A 14,138-nucleotide genomic window follows, 5' to 3' on the forward strand; every position below is an offset into this window, starting at 1 on the left:
AGTTGCCGAACGCCTTCATCCACGCAGACCCGGAACTGCGGAAGATCCTTGCCCCGATCTGGCGCCGGCTCGGCGTGACCAAGCACTTCCACCCGGGCTCCTTCTGGTGGCGGCACGCGGGCTGACGCCCCTCCGGCGCACCGGCGCCGGGCGGAGGCGCTGCGTGCCTGTCGTCGCCCAACTGCCGTGCGCGATGCGGCCGGTCGGGTACGGCAGCGCCTCCGACACGCCTGCCGGAAGGCGGCTGCCGACGGCCGCGTCCCGCATCCACGCAGCTCGCCGGAGACCACGTCGACCTGTGCGGCCTGCCCATGAGCGGCGGAGTCCACGGCCCCACCGCGGCCAACGTGGCCTCCTCGTGGGTGAACAACACCCACGTCGTCCGCTGGGCGTAACACCGGTCGCCGAACCTACGACCGGGCCGAAGGCTCATACTCCTACGAGGCCGAGGGCCCGGGCCCGCGGGTACCGCACTCCGCCCCATCGCCCCGGCGCTCGGCCGGTGACGATTCCGGCGGGGACCGACCACCGACCGCCGTACGAGAAGGAGCTCCCGTCGATGACGAGCGAAGAGCACCGCATTCCCGCCCCCTATGCCGGGCGCCCCTGGTTCATGGTCAATGAGGCCGTGGCGTTCGTCGTCGAGTTGGCGGCGCTGGCCGCGCTGGCCTGGTGGGGTTTCGCCACCGGGGGCGGGGTGGCCGGCCGGCTGCTGCTGGGGGTCGGGGCGCCCGTTGTCGCCGCCGTGGTCTGGGGGATGTTCGCCGCGCCCCGGGCCCGCTTCCGGCCGCCGCTCGTGGGGGTTCTGGTGGTGAAGGCGGTGGTGCTCGGGTGTGGTGTGTACGCGGTGCATGCCGTGGGGCACTCGGTCGGGGCGGTGTTCTTCGGGGTGGTGGTGGTCGTGAATACGGGGCTGGCGGAGACCTTTCGGCGTCGTGCGGTACCGGAGTCGGCTGTCTGAGGACGCCTGTGGCCCGGTCGCACGAGGCGGCCGGGCCACAGGCACATCAGAGGGGCCGGATCAGATCAGGCCCTGGGCCAGCATCGCGTCCGCGACCAGCTCGAAGCCGGCGATGTTGGCGCCGACCACGTAGTTGCCGGGGCTGCCGTAGCGCTCCGCAGTGGTGTAGCAGGAGTCGTGGATGTGGCGCATGATCTCCGCGAGGCGCTCCTCGGTGTGGGAGAAGGTCCAGGAGTCGCGCGAGGCGTTCTGCTGCATCTCCAGGGCGCTGGTGGCCACGCCGCCCGCGTTGGCCGCCTTGCCGGGGGCGAAGGCGACGCCCGCCTCCTGGAGGACGCGTACGGCCTCCGGTGTGGTGGGCATGTTGGCGCCCTCGGCGACCGCCTTGACGCCGTTGCGCACCAGGGCCAGCGTGTCGGCCTCGTGGAGTTCGTTCTGGGTGGCGCAGGGCAGGGCCACGTCGCAGGGGACGTTCCAGACGCCGGTGCCGGGGACGTACTTGACGTGCTCGCCGCGGCGTTCCGCGTACTCGGAGACGCGGCCGCGGCCGGCCTCCTTGATCTCCTTGAGGAGGGCGAGGTCGATGCCCTTCTCGTCCACGATGTAGCCGTCGGAGTCGGAGCAGGTCAGCACGGTCGCGCCGAGCTGCTGGGCCTTCTCGATCGCGTAGATCGCGACATTGCCCGAGCCGGAGACGACGATGCGCTGGCCGTCGAGGGACTCGCCCCGGCTGCGCAGCATCTCAGCGGTGAACATGACACAGCCGTAGCCGGTCGCCTCGGTCCGCGCCTGGGCACCGCCCCAGCCGAGCCCCTTTCCGGTGAGGACGCCGGACTCGTAGCGGTTGGTGATCCGCTTGTACTGGCCGAACAGGTAGCCGATCTCCCGGCCGCCGACCCCGATGTCACCGGCGGGGACGTCGGTGTACTCACCGAGGTGGCGGTGGAGTTCGGTCATGAACGACTGGCAGAACCGCATGATCTCGGCGTCCGAGCGGCCCTTGGGGTCGAAGTCCGCGCCGCCCTTGCCGCCGCCGATGGGCATGCCGGTGAGCGCGTTCTTGAAGATCTGCTCGAAGCCGAGGAACTTCACGATGCCGAGGTTGACCGAGGGGTGGAAACGCAGCCCGCCCTTGTACGGGCCCAGCGAGCTGGAGAACTCGACCCGGAAGCCGCGGTTGACGTGGATGTCGCCGGAGTCGTCCGACCACGGCACCCGGAAGATGAGCTGGCGCTCCGGCTCGCAGACACGCTCGATGATCCTGGCGTCGACGAACTCCGGTCGCTTCGCGAGGACCGGGCCGAGGGTCTCCAGGACCTCCCGTACCGCCTGGTGGAATTCCTTCTCGCCCTGGTTGCGCCGGAGGATCTCGGCGTACAGCGGCTCGATGACGCGGCTCTCGGTGGCGTGCGGGGTTACGGAATCAGGGGTGGCCTGCATCAGGTCAAGACCTTCCGTCGGTGGGCATGCGCGCGAAGACGCCCCCGTCCCGGGGGGGCGCCGGCGGTCCCCCTCCCCATTGAGGGCGTCGCCCAGACATCGCACGCTCTGCGGCTCACGGAAGCGACGTACAGAACCGTTGTGGCCCACCCATTGTCCCAGTAGCACCGGAGATCCTTTCAAGGGGACCGCCGCAAGAGGGAGGCCGCTACGCGCGCGCCTCGCGGCGCAGCATCCACAACCCCGTTCCGGACGCGAGGACGACCAGCCCCGAGACCACGCTCAGCACGATGTGAAGAGCGTTGTTCTCCATCAGATTGAGCGAGACGTTCGCGACGACCGCAGCGCAGAGCACGATCCAGAGCAGTGCCTTCATGGGGTTCCTCCGTGTGGGTGGCCGGGTGTGTCCTGTGGCCTCGTGATGTCCTGTGTCCTCGTGATGTCCCCATTCTGTTGACGGGAGGCGGTCGCCACGAGGGGCCTGTCTCCCTGTTCCATGGTGTAGCCGGCTGTACCACCGGCCCGTGCGCCGAGGTCCCGCCCCGGCCCGGACGGCCCCACTAGGGTTTGCCGGGTGGGGATCACCGAGAGCACCGCGCCTCGCGAGAAGCAACGCGACCGGGAGGTCGGGCGGGAGGCCGACCGGGCGTCCGCCGGGGGCCCGGCACGGTGGCGGGTGCCGGGGATCGCGGTGCTCGTCGTGGTGCCGCTGTACATGCTGTGGGCGCTGGTGCTGGCCACCGGCGGCGGTGACCTGGCGGCGCAGCTCGCCTGGGCCGGTTTCGCCTCCCGGCATCCGGCATCCGCGTACAACCTCTCCTGGTACGGAGGGACGCACACCGCCAACTACAGCCTGCTGACACCGCCGCTCATGGCGGTGTTCGGGGTACGGGCGGTGACCGTGGCCGCCGGGCTCTGCGGGTCGTGGGCGCTGGGGCGGCTCTGTGTACGGAGCGGGGTGCGGTGGCCGGCCGCGGTCGCGGTGCTCGGTTCGCTGACGCTCTGGTGCAATGTCGCGTCCGGGCGCACCACGTTCGCGCTGGGCGTCGCGATCGGGCTGGTCGCGCTGCTGTACGTACGGCGTCGGGCGGGCGTCGCGGCGGGCTGCGCGGCGTTGGCCACGGCGGCGAGCCCGGTGGCCGGGCTGTTCCTGGTGGTGGCGGGCGCGGCGTACGGGTCGGCCCGGCAGTGGCGGCGGGCGGCCGGGCTCGTCGTACCGCCGGTCGTGGTGGTGGCCGCGACGACGCTGGTTTTCCCGTTCACGGGTGAACAGCCCATGGCGGCGGGCAAGTTGTGGATGCCGCTGGCGGTGTGCGCGGCGCTGTGCCTCGCGGCGCCGCGCGAGGGCGGCTGGCGGGTGGTCCGGTCCGCGGGCGCGGTGTACGCGGTCGGCGTCGTCCTGACCTTCCTGGTCGCCTCGCCGATCGGGACGAACGTGGAGCGGCTGGTGGGGGTGGCCGGCCCGCCCGTACTGCTGGCGGCGCTGCTGACCGTCCTGCCCCGGTGGGCGCGGGGCGGGGCACCGGTGCGGGTGCGGGCCCTGCTGCTCGCCGGGATGCTGGTGTGCAACACGGGCTGGCTGATCGACAAGACGGACGACGATCTGCGGGTCTCGACCTCCGTGCCCGCCTGGGCGGAGCACACCGACGAGCTGGTCGCCGAGCTGCGCCGGCTCGGCGCCGGGCGGACCCGGGTGGAGGTCGTACCGGCCCGCAACCACCGCGAGGCGACCGTGCTCGCCCCGTACGTGAACATGGCGCGCGGCTGGAACCGGCAGCTCGATGTGGAGCGCGGGCGGCTGTTCTACGAGGGGCGGCCGACCCCGGCGGCGTACCGGGCCTGGCTGGACCGGTGGGGCGTGGGCCTGGTCGTGCTGCACAACGGCAGGCCGGACGGGCCGGCCGAGGCGGAGGCGCAGATCGTCCGGCGCGGCGCCGACTGGCTGGAGCCGGTGTGGCGGGACGCCGGGTGGCGGATCTACCGGGTGCGCGGCGCCGTGCCCCTGGTCTCCGCGCCGGGCTCCGTCGTACGCGGGGACGATGCCTCCCTGGTGGTACGGATGCCCGCCGCCGGTTCGGTGACGGTACGGATCGCCCACTCGCCGTGGCTGCGGGCGGACGGCGGCGGGTGCCTGCGGCAGGACGGCGAGTGGACCCGGCTGACGGTGCGGCGGGCCGGGGAGTACCGGCTGGATTCGCGCTACCGGCTGTGGCCGTTCGGGTCCTGCTGAGAGGCGGGGCCTGTCGACGGGGCGGGGAGGGCTCAAGGGCTTTCCGCCGGGGGACGGTCACCGCAACGATACGACCTGCACGAACATGCAGGAAGGACGCTTCCTCGGCTGCCTTCATGGCTACGTAAGGAGACGTTCCCGTCCAGGTCGACCCGGACGGGAACGTCGCCGTTCCAATGGTCAGAAGGTCTGCTCGATGCGCTCGAAGATGTCCGCGTCCGTCTCCCGCTGCCAGGCCGGCAGGTCGGCCCAGTCGGCTACGTAACCAGGCTTCGGGTCCTCAAAATGCCTGAACATCTGGGCAGTCCAGCAGATCGCGACGAAACGGCCCTTCTGCTCGCGGGTGAGCCGGGCCGCATGGCCTCCGCTGACGTCGATGAAGTCGCGTACCTGTCCGAACACGGCGGTGGCCGCCTCGCGCTCCCACTCCGGGGTCTGGTCCCACGGCGTGACGTAGCCGGACTTCGGCTCGCCGGGGTAGTGCTTGTTCACTCCGTCGATCCACGCCTCGCGGAAGATCCGGCCGTCACTCATGCGCGTGTCCCTCTCGTCATGCGGTACGCGGAAGCGCCGCGATTCGGTGATCCAGGTCCGAGATTCGACCATCGGCCGCGAGCGGGGCAAGGCGCCCTCGGAGCCCGTCCAACTTCTTGCCGATGAATCCCGAGTGCGACCGGTCGGCCAGTCCGAGCGCTTGCTCCGCATAGTGCACGACCTGGTCGATGTCTCGCCTGCACGCCCCGAGAACAGCGAGGTCGCTCAGAACGGCCGCTCGGCGACGCAGCGACAATGGCTGGGCAAGGGCTGTGGTCAGGGCGTCTTCGGCAAGGTCGGGGCGGCCGAGCTGGAGGTAGCAGGCTCCGCGTTCCTCGGCGAGGCGGGAGCCGTCGAAGCGGAGCCAGCCGCCGTTGTGGGAGTGCCCGCCACCGAGGCGGTGCACCTTCTCGGCTTCGTCCAGAGCCCGGTTGCAGGCGTCGAGGTCACCCATCGCCGCGTACGTCTGCGCCTGGACGGCGGCAACCCAGTGACGGGTGGAGAGTGTGCCGTCGCCCCGCTGAGCGACCCGGGCCGCCGCCGCCAGCAAGGGCTGGGCAGCGGGCGCGCGGCGCGCGTACAACTCGACGTACGCATGGCGGGTCATGGCACAGGCCCAGAGGTCGTGGTCCCCGCCGGCATGAGCGGCGTGGGCGGCCAGCGTGTAGCACTGGGCAGCGTCGGTGTACCGGTTGGCGTCAAAGAAAAGCTCACCGCCGAGCTGGTAGAGGTCGGCCGTCATTCGACACAACCTAGCCCTGTCCCCGGCTGTGCGTGCCTCGGTCAGCGCCTTCGCCATCACATCGAGCTGTCCGCGGACTGCGGGGAAGACGACCTGCTTGGAGTCCGAGAGCGTGAAGAGCTGCCAGAGGCTGCGGTGCAGGGCATCGCCCGTCACCGAAAGCGCCGATGCCGCGTACCCCCGGGTGACGTCGTCGGGATCGGGGAGAGCGACCAGCGCGCCCGTGACGGCGAGCAGGCCCAGGACTTCGCGGCGCTTCATGTCGTCATCATCACCGTGGAGGAGAGGTGGGGTGTCGGAAGGCGCGGCGGTCTCGGCCGGCTGCCCTTCCGAGAGAAGGGCTTCCAGTTCGGGGAGGGTCACTTCCAACAGACCGGCGATCCTGGGCCGTTGGTGCGGTTGCGGGGTGGCACGACCGCTCTCCCAACGGACCACGGTGGACGCGGCGACCGCAAGCGCTTCTGCGAATTCCTCCTGAGAATAACCCTGCGCCACACGCTGCTCGGCGAAACACTTACGCCTCATTGTTCATCGGCCTCCCCTCACGAGAACCCTTCCCTGCACGCGAGGCCCAGCAACGCCTGGGAAACGCCCGGGCATTGCGCGAGGTCCACTCTGGGAGAACGTAACGGATCGTCGTTCACTGGTCACACGCCGCTCGTGGAGGTCAGGAGCCCTTCTGGCGGTTTCTCGCAGAGAGGAGCAGAAGCGTGACGACATCCGAACCGCCCTGCAGGCCCCCCGTCATTGCCGACGACCACACGCTCACCCCGCCGGAGCCCCTCCCCGGTGCGCCGAGCCGGGCCCTGCGGATGCGGGCGGCGGACGGCTGGGAGAGGTTCATGCGCCGCGTCGAGGCCCAGCGGGACACCGGGACGTGAACCCGGTCGGTCCCGACGGCCACGAGCAGCACCCGCTCCTGAACACACCCGTCCGTGACATCGCCTCGCGCGGGGAAGGCGTGCTCGTCGCCGTCACCCACGAACTCCACAACCACGGCACGGTACGGCTCGCGCACATTCGCCCCCCGTCCGGAATCGAGTGGACAACGGCGGCCGACAACGTTCAACCCGCTCTTTCCTGAGGCACCCACCCCCTCGCCCAAGGAGTCCCATGAACACCTCCGTCGCATTCACCACCCACGCACGGCCGTGGGGCGCGAGCCGACTTGCGCCCTACCCGACCACCATTCGCCGACCACACGCCACCGTCACCGTCGACCCCGCGACCCAGCTCGGGGTGTTCCGAGACCGTGCCGGGCAGGTGGTCGAGATGGGCAAGCACGGGACCAGCTCCGCCACCGAGACCTCGACCTCCACCAGCTCCGACGGCCAGTCCGGCAACGACCAAGGTCACGACCAGGACAGCAACCAGGACTGATGGCCGTGACCGAGAAGAGGCCCGTACTCGTGGCCACCGAGGCGGATGACATCACCGCCGACATGGTGATCACGGAACTCAATCGGCTCGATGTGCCGGTAGTCCGATTCGACCCGGCCGACATCGGGGCGGACCTGACAGTCTCGGCTCGGTTCGGCACCTGCCTGGCCCCTCTGGCCGGGCAGGTGCGTACCCCGTCGAAAACCGCCGGCCTCGCCCACGTCCGCGCGGTGTACTGGCGCCGTCCCATCTGGCCGACGTTTCCGAGCCTGAGCCAGGACGATGCCCAGTTCGCTGCTGCTCAGGTCCGGTACGGCCTTGGCGGCGCCCTGTACGCCATGGAGAGGCCGCTCTGGGTGAATCACCCCCTCCGCGTCGCGGCGGCCGACTACAAGCCAGCACAGTTGGCTACGGCCCAACGTCTCGGACTGACAGTGCCACCCACGCTGGTGACCAACGATCCCGACGACGCGCGCGAGTTCATCTCGGCCCACGATCGGGTGATCTACAAAACGCTGCGCTGGACGCCCTACTGGCGGGACGGCGTCCCAGTGACCGGCTGGGCCGATCCGGTCACCGTCGACGAGATCGACGAGAGCCTGCGGGTGGCACCCCACCTGTTCCAAGCCGTCGTCGCCAAGGTGGCCGACCTACGCGTCTTGATCGTCGGTCGGCAGGTGTTCACCGTACGGATCACGTCCGGCCTCCTGGACTGGCGCAAGGACTATTCGGCCCTGTCGTACAGCGTGGTAGATCTGCCCAGGGCAGTCGAAAAGGCGCTTCAGGCCTGCCTGGATCACTACGGGTTGCGGTCCGGCAGCTTCGACCTCGCGGAGGACCAGAAGGGCGGCCTGTGGTGGCTTGAGCTCAACCCCAACGGTCAGTGGGGATGGCTGGAGCCGCACACCGGTCTGCACATGTCCGCCGCGTTCGCGGCCCTACTGGCGGGAGAGAGCCCATGACCGACACCTCGCCCGAGCGGCGAAAGCTCGCCGCCCAACTCGCACAGGCCGGCGCCCTCAAGACTCCGGCATGGCGGGCAGCCGTCGAGGCGGTCCCTCGTGAACTCTTCCTGAACCCCGGTGTGTTCCTGCCCGAGGGCGCACAGTGGCGGCCTGTGACGGCTGTCGGCTCCGACCCTGCGGAGTGGGTCAGAACCGCCTACACCCTCGACACGCTGACCACCCAGCTCGACGGGCACCTCACCGCCGACCAAGTGAGCGAACCCGTGGCAGGGCTGCCCACCTCCTCCTCCACAACCCCGACCCTCGTGCTCGGCATGATCGAAAGCCTGGACGTGGAGAGCGGCCACCAGGTTCTGGAGATCGGCACCGGGACCGGGTACTCCGCAGCTCTCATGTGCCACCGCCTCGGCGAGGACAACGTCACCACCGTCGAGGTGGACCCGGAGGTTGCCGCACGCGCGGATGCCGCCCTGGAAACCGCGGGCTACTCCACGTGGACCGTGACCGGTGACGGCCTCCTCGGGCATCCCCGGCGGGCACCGTACGACCGGGTCATCGCCACCTGCGCGGTCCGCCGCATCCCTTACACATGGGTGCGGCAGACCAAGCCCGGCGGAATCATCCTGGCCACGGTCGGCTCGTGGGCGAACGGCGCCGGGCTGGCCAAGGTGACCGTGAACGAGGACGGCGAGGCCGAGGGCCGGATCATCGGGCCGGCCTCATTCGTGCAGGCCCGATCGCAGACCGCCGCGCCGGTGGCCGGCGACCTATCGGCACGCGCGGCCTACGCCGACAGCGAGCGGCAGGCGAAGGTGTCACCACTCAGGCTGGGCGAGTGGATGCCCGCGTTCCTCGCGCAGCTCGCGGCGCCCGGCGCTCAGCTCGTCCGCGCCACAACGAGCGAGGGTGCACAACTCCTCTACCTCTTCACCCCGGAACGCGAGTCGTTCGCCACGTTGACCCCCGACGGCGAGAGCTGGCGGGTTCGCCAGGGCGGGCCCGTGTCCCTGTGGGACGACATCGAGGGGGCTCTCACGGCCTGGCAGGAAGCGGGCAGCCCGGAGATCACCGCCACACGGCTCCGTGTGACGCCCGCATCCCACCAGTACTGGATCGACCGGGGCCCCTCCCTGCGCTGGGAACACCGGGTCGCCTGAACCCCTGCTCTCGGGACCTGGACGACGAACCGCTTCCGGTGAGCCGGGACATCAAGAAGCCTGAGGCGCCGCGATAGCCCCGACACGGTCTCCGGCCCGACGAGGCGTGGCTACCTTGGTGGCTGCCTTCACGGCTGCGTTCGTTGCCGTGACGTCCGGTCTCAGCCGGCACGGAACGAGGTGAAGCAAGGCCCACCACTCCACGAAAAAGAGCCCATGACCTGCTTTTGCTGGTCAGAGGGCGTTGGGGCAGACGAGTCGGGCTGTGCGCCCGGGTCAGTCCGTGACGCCGAGGTCCTGGCGCATCAGCTGGCGCATCGCGTCGAGGCAGGGGCCGGCCGCCTTCAGGTCCTCCATGGCCCGTTCGACGTTCTCGCCGTCGCGGGGCACGCCCCGGTCCAGGCGCTTGACGACGGCGTCACCGGCGGCGAGCACCCGGTTGAGGTCGCGGGACGCCTGGAGTATCCGCTCGGGGACGATCATCTGCGCCTCGGCGTAGCGGTCCCGGTGGTCCAGGCGGGCCTCTTCGAGCTGGTTGCGTTCCTGCTCGGTGTAGACGTCGTCGCGGATGCGGTGCAGGGCGTCCTTGAGGAGGGTGTGGAACTGCCGGGAGGCCCGGTTCATGGCCGTGTACTGGGTGCGCAGCTCCTCGAACTTCCGTCGCTCGTCCGCCAGTCGGGTCTCCTCGGCGCGCTGGCGTACGGTCAGCCGTTGCACGAACACCGGGGCGAGGAGGGTTCCGAGCACCCCGACCACTGCGGTGATCATGGCGGTGATGGCGGCGGTCATGACTGTGAGACTAATGCGGGTCGGCAGACGGCGTACACGCGGTTCCCGGGCGCACGGTGACGGCTCATCAGACATGATGCCGTCATGACAATTTCACGGGGGACGGGACGTACCCGGAACCTCCCCGGAGCGCCTCTGCCGACGCCCCGCCCGGCCCTCCCGCCCGCACCCGGGTACCGCGCGGCTCCGCACGCGGCGCGGGTACCTCCGCGTGCGGGCGACATGCGCCGCTATCTCGCCGTCGGCCTCGACTGCTACCTCTGCCTGGTCACCGTCGGCCTACTCGCCCGGCCGTACGTGGACACGGCAGAGGTCACCGAGGCGGCCGGCCTGCTGCTCGGCCCGGCGCTCGCGTTCTCCTTCCTCAACCATGTGGTCCTCACCGCGCTCACCGGGGCCGGCGCGGGCAAGCTGATCATGGGGATACGGGTGGTCAGACTGCCCGACGCCGGGCGCCCGGGGCCCTGGTTACTGCTGCTGCGCTGGCTGTACGGGCTCGGCTGGCTGCCGCTGCAACCCTGGTACGGGCTGCGTTCGCTGCTCTCGGGACCCGGCGTCCTGCCCCGTACCTCTCTCTGGAACGGCGGGAACGGCGAGCTGCGCGCCGATCCGCTGGGCCTGCGCCTGGTCCGTCACAGTGACCTCACCGCCCACCGGACCGCCGTCGCGGCCACCGCGCCCACCCACCACTGAGGCCCGGCTCAAGCCCACCCGCCCGGGCCGGCCCCGGCAAGTGCCCTCCCGGGCCCGGGGCCCCGTATTCCGAGCCCCGTGTCCCGAGCCCCGTGTCCCGGGCCACATAGCCCAAGCCCGGTCCCCCGAGCCCGGTCCCCCAAGTCCCGTGTCAGGCCGCCGCGTTCTCCGTGATGGTGACCTTGCCCTTGCGGATCGTCGCGAGCCGGGGCGCCCGCCGGGCGATGGCGCTGTCGTGCGTGACCATGACGAAGGTCAGGCCGTGCTCCTTCCACATGGTCTCCAGCACCTCCATGACCTCGTCGCGCATCGACTCGTCGAGGTTGCCGGTGGGCTCGTCGGCGAGCAGTACCTTCGGCCGCTTCACCAGTGCCCGGGCGATCGCCACCCGCTGCTGCTGGCCCCCGGACATCTCGCTGGGCAGATGCCCGAGCCGCTCACCGAGCCCTACGGACTCCAGAGCCTCGGCGGCCCGCTTCCGGCGCTCGGCCGCCCGGCCGCCGAGCGGTACGAGAGCGGTCTCGACGTTCTCCTGGGCGGTGAGCGTCGGGATCAGGTTGAAGCTCTGGAAGACGAACCCGATGTTCTCGGCGCGCAGCCGTACAGCGATTCCAGGACCTTGTCCTGGGCCCGGCTCATGCCGGTGGAGACCGAGCTGACGACGATGACCAGCGCGAGCCCCGAGGCGACGACCAGCGCCGCCTTTCTGCGACGGCGCAGCTCGCGCCGGAGGTAGGTGAAAAACATGGCGCGAAGCTAAGGAGTGCTTGTGATGGCGGGACAAGGCCGCGATGAAAGCGCGATGAGAAGTCTTACGAACGCCGGAGGCGGCGGCACCGCGGATCCGAGGGGATCCGGGTACCGCCGCCTCCGTACGGGGTTCGGGCCGCGCCGGGAACGGGCGCGCGGGGTCGGGTCAGGCCTGGGAGCCCGCCGTCCACTCGGCCCAGCTCATGTTCCAGCCGTTGAGGCCGTTGTCGGGGGTGATGGTCTTGTCCGGGGAGTTCTTGACGATGACCACGTCGCCGACGAGGGAGTTGTTGTAGAACCAGGCGGCGGGCTGGTTGGCGTCGCTCGCGCCCTTCACGTCGGCGAGGCCGACACAGCCGTGGCTGGTGTTGGCGCTGCCGAAGATCGACCGCGCGCCCCAGTAGTTGCCGTGGATGAAGGTGCCCGAGGTGGACAGACGCATGGCGTGCGGCACGTCCTTGATGTCGTACTCGCCCTTGCCGTCGTCGTCGGTGAAGCCGACCGTCGCACCGTTCATCCGGGTCTCCTTGAACTTCTCGGAGATCACCATCTGCCCGTTGTACGTGGGGTTGGAGGAGGAGCCGGAGGAGATCGGGATGGTCTTGATCGTCTTGCCGTCCTGGGTGACGGTCATCATCTTCGTGTTGGCGTCGACCGTCGAGACCTGGTTGCGGCCGACCTTGAAGGTGACCGTCTTCTGCTGCACACCGAAGACGCCGTCGGCGCCCTCGACGCCGTCCAGCGCCAGCTTCAGCGTGACGGTGGAGCCGCCCTGCCAGTAGTTCTCGGGGCGCAGGTCGAGACGCTGCGAGTTGAACCAGTGGCCGACGACCTGCTGGCCGCTGCTGGACGTCACGGTGATACCGGCCTGGACGGCCTTCTTGTCCGTGATCGCCTTGTTGAAGTTGATCGAGACCGGCATGCCGACGCCGACCGTGGAGCCGTCCTCGGGGGTGAAGTTCCCGATGAAGCTGTTGGCGGGCGAGACGGTGGTGAAGGAGGAGTTCTCGTGCGCCTCGCGGCCCTTGGAGTCCTTCGCCGTCGCGCTGATCTTGTACGTGGTCGAGCGCTCCAGCTGGACGTCCGGCTTCCAGCTCGCGCCGTCGGCGGAGAGCGTGCCCTTGACCGCGTCTCCGGCCGCCGTGGTCATGGTGACCTCGGACAGCTTGCCCTTGGTGACGGTGACCTTGGCGTCGTTGTTGATGCTCGCGTTGGTCGCGCCGTTCTTCGGCGAGATCGCTATCTGCGCTTCCGAGGCGTCCTGGGCCGCCGCCTTGTCGACCTCGGCAGCCTGCGACTTCTTCGAGCCCTCGGCACTGCTGTCCCCGCTGTCGTTGCAGGCGGTGAGCACCAGTACGCCGCCGAGCAGTGCGGACGCGGCCATCAGGCCCCTGCGCCGCTTGCTGTCCGTCATCACAAGCTTCTCCATCGTTGCCGAATCCCCAAAAAACCCCGAGCACAACCGCCGTCGACCGGCGAAACCCGTCAATGGTCCTAGAACCCATGGAAAGGGTTCTCCGTTCCACATCCGCGAAAGATGTGGGGAACAACACTCAACGACGCGTCCGCGGCTGCGGTGGTTCCCGACGCCGGTCACGTAGGGGCGTCCGGTGAACGGCACGGCCCCGGACCGCGTACGAAACGGTCCGGGGCCGGTGTTCACCAGCTTCCGGTCCCACCGCTCGCGGCGACGTGACCGTCGTCGTCCTCACCCATTGTGCGGGACGTCGCCACCGCTCCCGGCGTCGTCGTCCTCGTCCTCCTCGCCGTCCTCGTCGTCGAGGTCCCAGGCGTCCGGGTCGTCGGGGTCGTAGTCGACGGTCTCGCTGCTCCAGGAGGCCTGCGCGAGCTCGACCCCGGGCACCTCGCCGACCAGGTCGAACGGGTCGATGAGGGAGGCCAGCGCCTCCGCGCCGTCCTCCCGTACGGCACGCTCGGCGTGCGTGCGTTCCTCGGCGGACTCGCCGCCCGGTTCCCCGTACTCGGCGGCGATCGATTCGAGGGCGGTGCCGCTGAGGGCGGCGGGGTCGGTGATCTCCAGCACCATTTCGACGCGAAGCCGAACAAAGCGTGATGTCTCAGAAGTGCTCATGTGACGGAGCGTAGGCTCCCCGCACTCCCGGCTCTCCCGCGACCCGCTGCTTTCACCGCAGGGGCGCTAGCATCGGCGCACATGACTAACTCACGGCCGTGACAAGGGGATCGATTCCGTGGTCATCGCTCGCCGCCCGCTCCTGACCGCCACCGCCGCGGCCACGTTGCTGGCCGCCCTGTGGTTCGTCCCGTCCGCCAACGCGACGGACGAACCGGGCAGCCGGAGCGGACCGGCCACCACCACCGTCGCCGGGGACACCGCGGCCGGTCCGAGGCTGGCCGACACCGGGACGGGCGTCGACACCACCCCGTATCTGATCGGCGGCATGACGTTCCTGGGCATCGGCGCGGCGTTCGTCACCCACTCGGCACGCCGCGCCGACGCCTGAGGGCTGTCCCGCGA

General features: G+C 70.2%; 16 protein-coding genes and 3 pseudogenes. 9 read left to right on the forward strand and 10 right to left on the reverse strand.

Going from position 1 to position 14,138, the window contains the following annotated elements:
• The first annotated feature begins 559 nt into the window (after nt 1-559).
• Nucleotides 560-961 carry a DUF2568 domain-containing protein gene (locus EES42_RS04350; RefSeq protein WP_124716742.1) on the forward strand — a complete coding sequence of 134 codons (402 nt, stop codon included), beginning with the start codon at nt 560-562 and terminating at the stop codon, nt 959-961.
• 60 nt (nt 962-1,021) lie between these two features.
• Here the strand turns inward: EES42_RS04350 and gdhA are convergent, their stop codons facing one another.
• Both gdhA and EES42_RS44580 read right to left on the reverse strand, forming a co-directional pair.
• Nucleotides 1,022-2,401: an NADP-specific glutamate dehydrogenase gene (gene gdhA, locus EES42_RS04355; RefSeq protein ID WP_124716743.1), complete on the reverse strand. Its 1,380-nt coding sequence runs from the start codon at nt 2,399-2,401 to the stop codon at nt 1,022-1,024.
• A 208-nt stretch (nt 2,402-2,609) separates the two neighbouring features.
• Nucleotides 2,610-2,777, reverse strand: coding sequence for a hypothetical protein (locus EES42_RS44580; protein ID WP_164495162.1), 168 nt, complete (start codon nt 2,775-2,777; stop codon nt 2,610-2,612).
• A gap of 339 nt (nt 2,778-3,116) precedes the next feature.
• Between EES42_RS44580 and EES42_RS04360 the strand changes: the two genes are divergently transcribed.
• Nucleotides 3,117-4,631, forward strand: coding sequence for a hypothetical protein (locus EES42_RS04360; RefSeq protein ID WP_164495191.1), 1,515 nt, complete (start codon nt 3,117-3,119; stop codon nt 4,629-4,631).
• 180 nt (nt 4,632-4,811) lie between these two features.
• Here EES42_RS04360 and EES42_RS04365 read toward each other — a convergent pair whose 3' ends face one another.
• The 3 genes and pseudogenes from EES42_RS04365 to EES42_RS47545 all read right to left on the reverse strand — a co-directional run.
• Nucleotides 4,812-5,165 (reverse strand): hypothetical protein, encoded by a 354-nt coding sequence (locus EES42_RS04365; protein ID WP_124716744.1) that lies wholly within the window; start codon nt 5,163-5,165, stop codon nt 4,812-4,814.
• Between the two features lie 16 nt (nt 5,166-5,181).
• Entirely contained in the window at nt 5,182-6,168 is a 987-nt protein-coding gene (locus EES42_RS04370) for a transcriptional regulator (RefSeq protein WP_323138573.1), read from the reverse strand.
• 87 nt (nt 6,169-6,255) lie between these two features.
• Nucleotides 6,256-6,432: pseudogene (locus EES42_RS47545) on the reverse strand (helix-turn-helix transcriptional regulator); the annotation flags it as partial.
• A gap of 185 nt (nt 6,433-6,617) precedes the next feature.
• On the opposite strand from EES42_RS47545, the gene EES42_RS44585 reads away from it, so the two are divergent.
• From EES42_RS44585 to tgmC, 5 genes are read left to right on the forward strand one after another with little or no spacing between them, the layout of a single operon-like run.
• Nucleotides 6,618-6,788: a hypothetical protein gene (locus tag EES42_RS44585; protein WP_164495163.1), complete on the forward strand. Its 171-nt coding sequence runs from the start codon at nt 6,618-6,620 to the stop codon at nt 6,786-6,788.
• Complete coding sequence (locus EES42_RS04375; protein WP_124716746.1) at nt 6,785-6,991, forward strand: hypothetical protein; 207 nt, start codon at nt 6,785-6,787, stop codon at nt 6,989-6,991. Before EES42_RS44585 ends, EES42_RS04375 begins: the two co-directional genes overlap by 4 nt.
• 29 nt (nt 6,992-7,020) lie before the next feature.
• Complete coding sequence (tgmA, locus tag EES42_RS04380; RefSeq protein WP_124716747.1) at nt 7,021-7,287, forward strand: putative ATP-grasp-modified RiPP; 267 nt, start codon at nt 7,021-7,023, stop codon at nt 7,285-7,287.
• A 5-nt stretch (nt 7,288-7,292) separates the two neighbouring features.
• On the forward strand, nt 7,293-8,249 hold the full coding sequence (tgmB, locus tag EES42_RS04385; RefSeq protein WP_124716748.1) for an ATP-grasp ribosomal peptide maturase: 957 nt from the start codon (nt 7,293-7,295) through the stop codon (nt 8,247-8,249).
• The gene (gene tgmC / locus EES42_RS04390) at nt 8,246-9,409 is read left to right on the forward strand and encodes an ATP-grasp peptide maturase system methyltransferase (protein WP_124716749.1); all 1,164 of its coding nucleotides are present in this window, start codon (nt 8,246-8,248) and stop codon (nt 9,407-9,409) included. The genes tgmB and tgmC overlap by 4 nt, the downstream gene beginning before the upstream one ends.
• A 276-nt stretch (nt 9,410-9,685) precedes the next feature.
• Here tgmC and EES42_RS04395 read toward each other — a convergent pair whose 3' ends face one another.
• Nucleotides 9,686-10,198, reverse strand: coding sequence for a hypothetical protein (locus EES42_RS04395; protein WP_124716750.1), 513 nt, complete (start codon nt 10,196-10,198; stop codon nt 9,686-9,688).
• Nucleotides 10,199-10,282: 84 nt separating this feature from the next.
• Here EES42_RS04395 and EES42_RS04400 point away from each other — a divergent pair, with 84 nt between their 5' ends.
• A complete protein-coding gene (locus tag EES42_RS04400; RefSeq protein ID WP_323138504.1) occupies nt 10,283-10,891 on the forward strand; it encodes an RDD family protein in 609 nt (202 codons plus the stop codon).
• A gap of 151 nt (nt 10,892-11,042) precedes the next feature.
• Here the strand turns inward: EES42_RS04400 and EES42_RS04405 are convergent.
• The 4 genes and pseudogenes from EES42_RS04405 to EES42_RS04420 all read right to left on the reverse strand — a co-directional run.
• A pseudogene (locus EES42_RS04405) lies at nt 11,043-11,492 on the reverse strand (ATP-binding cassette domain-containing protein); the annotation flags it as partial.
• Nucleotides 11,489-11,638 (reverse strand): annotated as a pseudogene (locus EES42_RS04410) (ABC transporter permease); the annotation flags it as partial. The pseudogenes EES42_RS04405 and EES42_RS04410, both read right to left, overlap by 4 nt.
• A gap of 169 nt (nt 11,639-11,807) precedes the next feature.
• On the reverse strand, nt 11,808-13,070 hold the full coding sequence (locus tag EES42_RS04415; protein WP_124716751.1) for a L,D-transpeptidase: 1,263 nt from the start codon (nt 13,068-13,070) through the stop codon (nt 11,808-11,810).
• A 279-nt stretch (nt 13,071-13,349) separates the two neighbouring features.
• On the reverse strand, nt 13,350-13,688 hold the full coding sequence (locus EES42_RS04420; RefSeq protein ID WP_206433403.1) for a hypothetical protein: 339 nt from the start codon (nt 13,686-13,688) through the stop codon (nt 13,350-13,352).
• Nucleotides 13,689-13,851: 163 nt separating this feature from the next.
• Between EES42_RS04420 and EES42_RS04425 the strand changes: the two genes are divergently transcribed.
• A complete protein-coding gene (locus EES42_RS04425; protein ID WP_124716753.1) occupies nt 13,852-14,124 on the forward strand; it encodes a hypothetical protein in 273 nt (90 codons plus the stop codon).
• Nucleotides 14,125-14,138 lie beyond the last annotated feature (14 nt).

Origin of the sequence: Streptomyces sp. ADI95-17, from assembly GCF_003846175.1 — a bacterium.
GTDB classification, from domain to species: Bacteria; Actinomycetota; Actinomycetes; order Streptomycetales; family Streptomycetaceae; genus Streptomyces; species Streptomyces sanglieri.

Excerpts from the sequence above, each read along its gene's own strand:
- EES42_RS04350 (WP_124716742.1), top strand. The coding sequence starts at position 560 with ATGACGAGCGAAGAGCACCGCATTCCCGCCCCCTATGCCGGGCGCCCC.
- gdhA (WP_124716743.1), bottom strand. The coding sequence starts at position 2,401 with ATGCAGGCCACCCCTGATTCCGTAACCCCGCACGCCACCGAGAGCCGC.
- EES42_RS44580 (WP_164495162.1), bottom strand. The coding sequence starts at position 2,777 with ATGAAGGCACTGCTCTGGATCGTGCTCTGCGCTGCGGTCGTCGCGAAC.
- EES42_RS04360 (WP_164495191.1), top strand. The coding sequence starts at position 3,117 with ATGCTGTGGGCGCTGGTGCTGGCCACCGGCGGCGGTGACCTGGCGGCG.
- EES42_RS04365 (WP_124716744.1), bottom strand. The coding sequence starts at position 5,165 with ATGAGTGACGGCCGGATCTTCCGCGAGGCGTGGATCGACGGAGTGAAC.
- EES42_RS04370 (WP_323138573.1), bottom strand. The coding sequence starts at position 6,168 with ATGAAGCGCCGCGAAGTCCTGGGCCTGCTCGCCGTCACGGGCGCGCTG.
- tgmA (WP_124716747.1), top strand. The coding sequence starts at position 7,021 with ATGAACACCTCCGTCGCATTCACCACCCACGCACGGCCGTGGGGCGCG.
- tgmC (WP_124716749.1), top strand. The coding sequence starts at position 8,246 with ATGACCGACACCTCGCCCGAGCGGCGAAAGCTCGCCGCCCAACTCGCA.
- EES42_RS04395 (WP_124716750.1), bottom strand. The coding sequence starts at position 10,198 with ATGACCGCCGCCATCACCGCCATGATCACCGCAGTGGTCGGGGTGCTC.
- EES42_RS04400 (WP_323138504.1), top strand. The coding sequence starts at position 10,283 with ATGACAATTTCACGGGGGACGGGACGTACCCGGAACCTCCCCGGAGCG.
- EES42_RS04415 (WP_124716751.1), bottom strand. The coding sequence starts at position 13,070 with ATGGAGAAGCTTGTGATGACGGACAGCAAGCGGCGCAGGGGCCTGATG.
- EES42_RS04420 (WP_206433403.1), bottom strand. The coding sequence starts at position 13,688 with ATGGTGCTGGAGATCACCGACCCCGCCGCCCTCAGCGGCACCGCCCTC.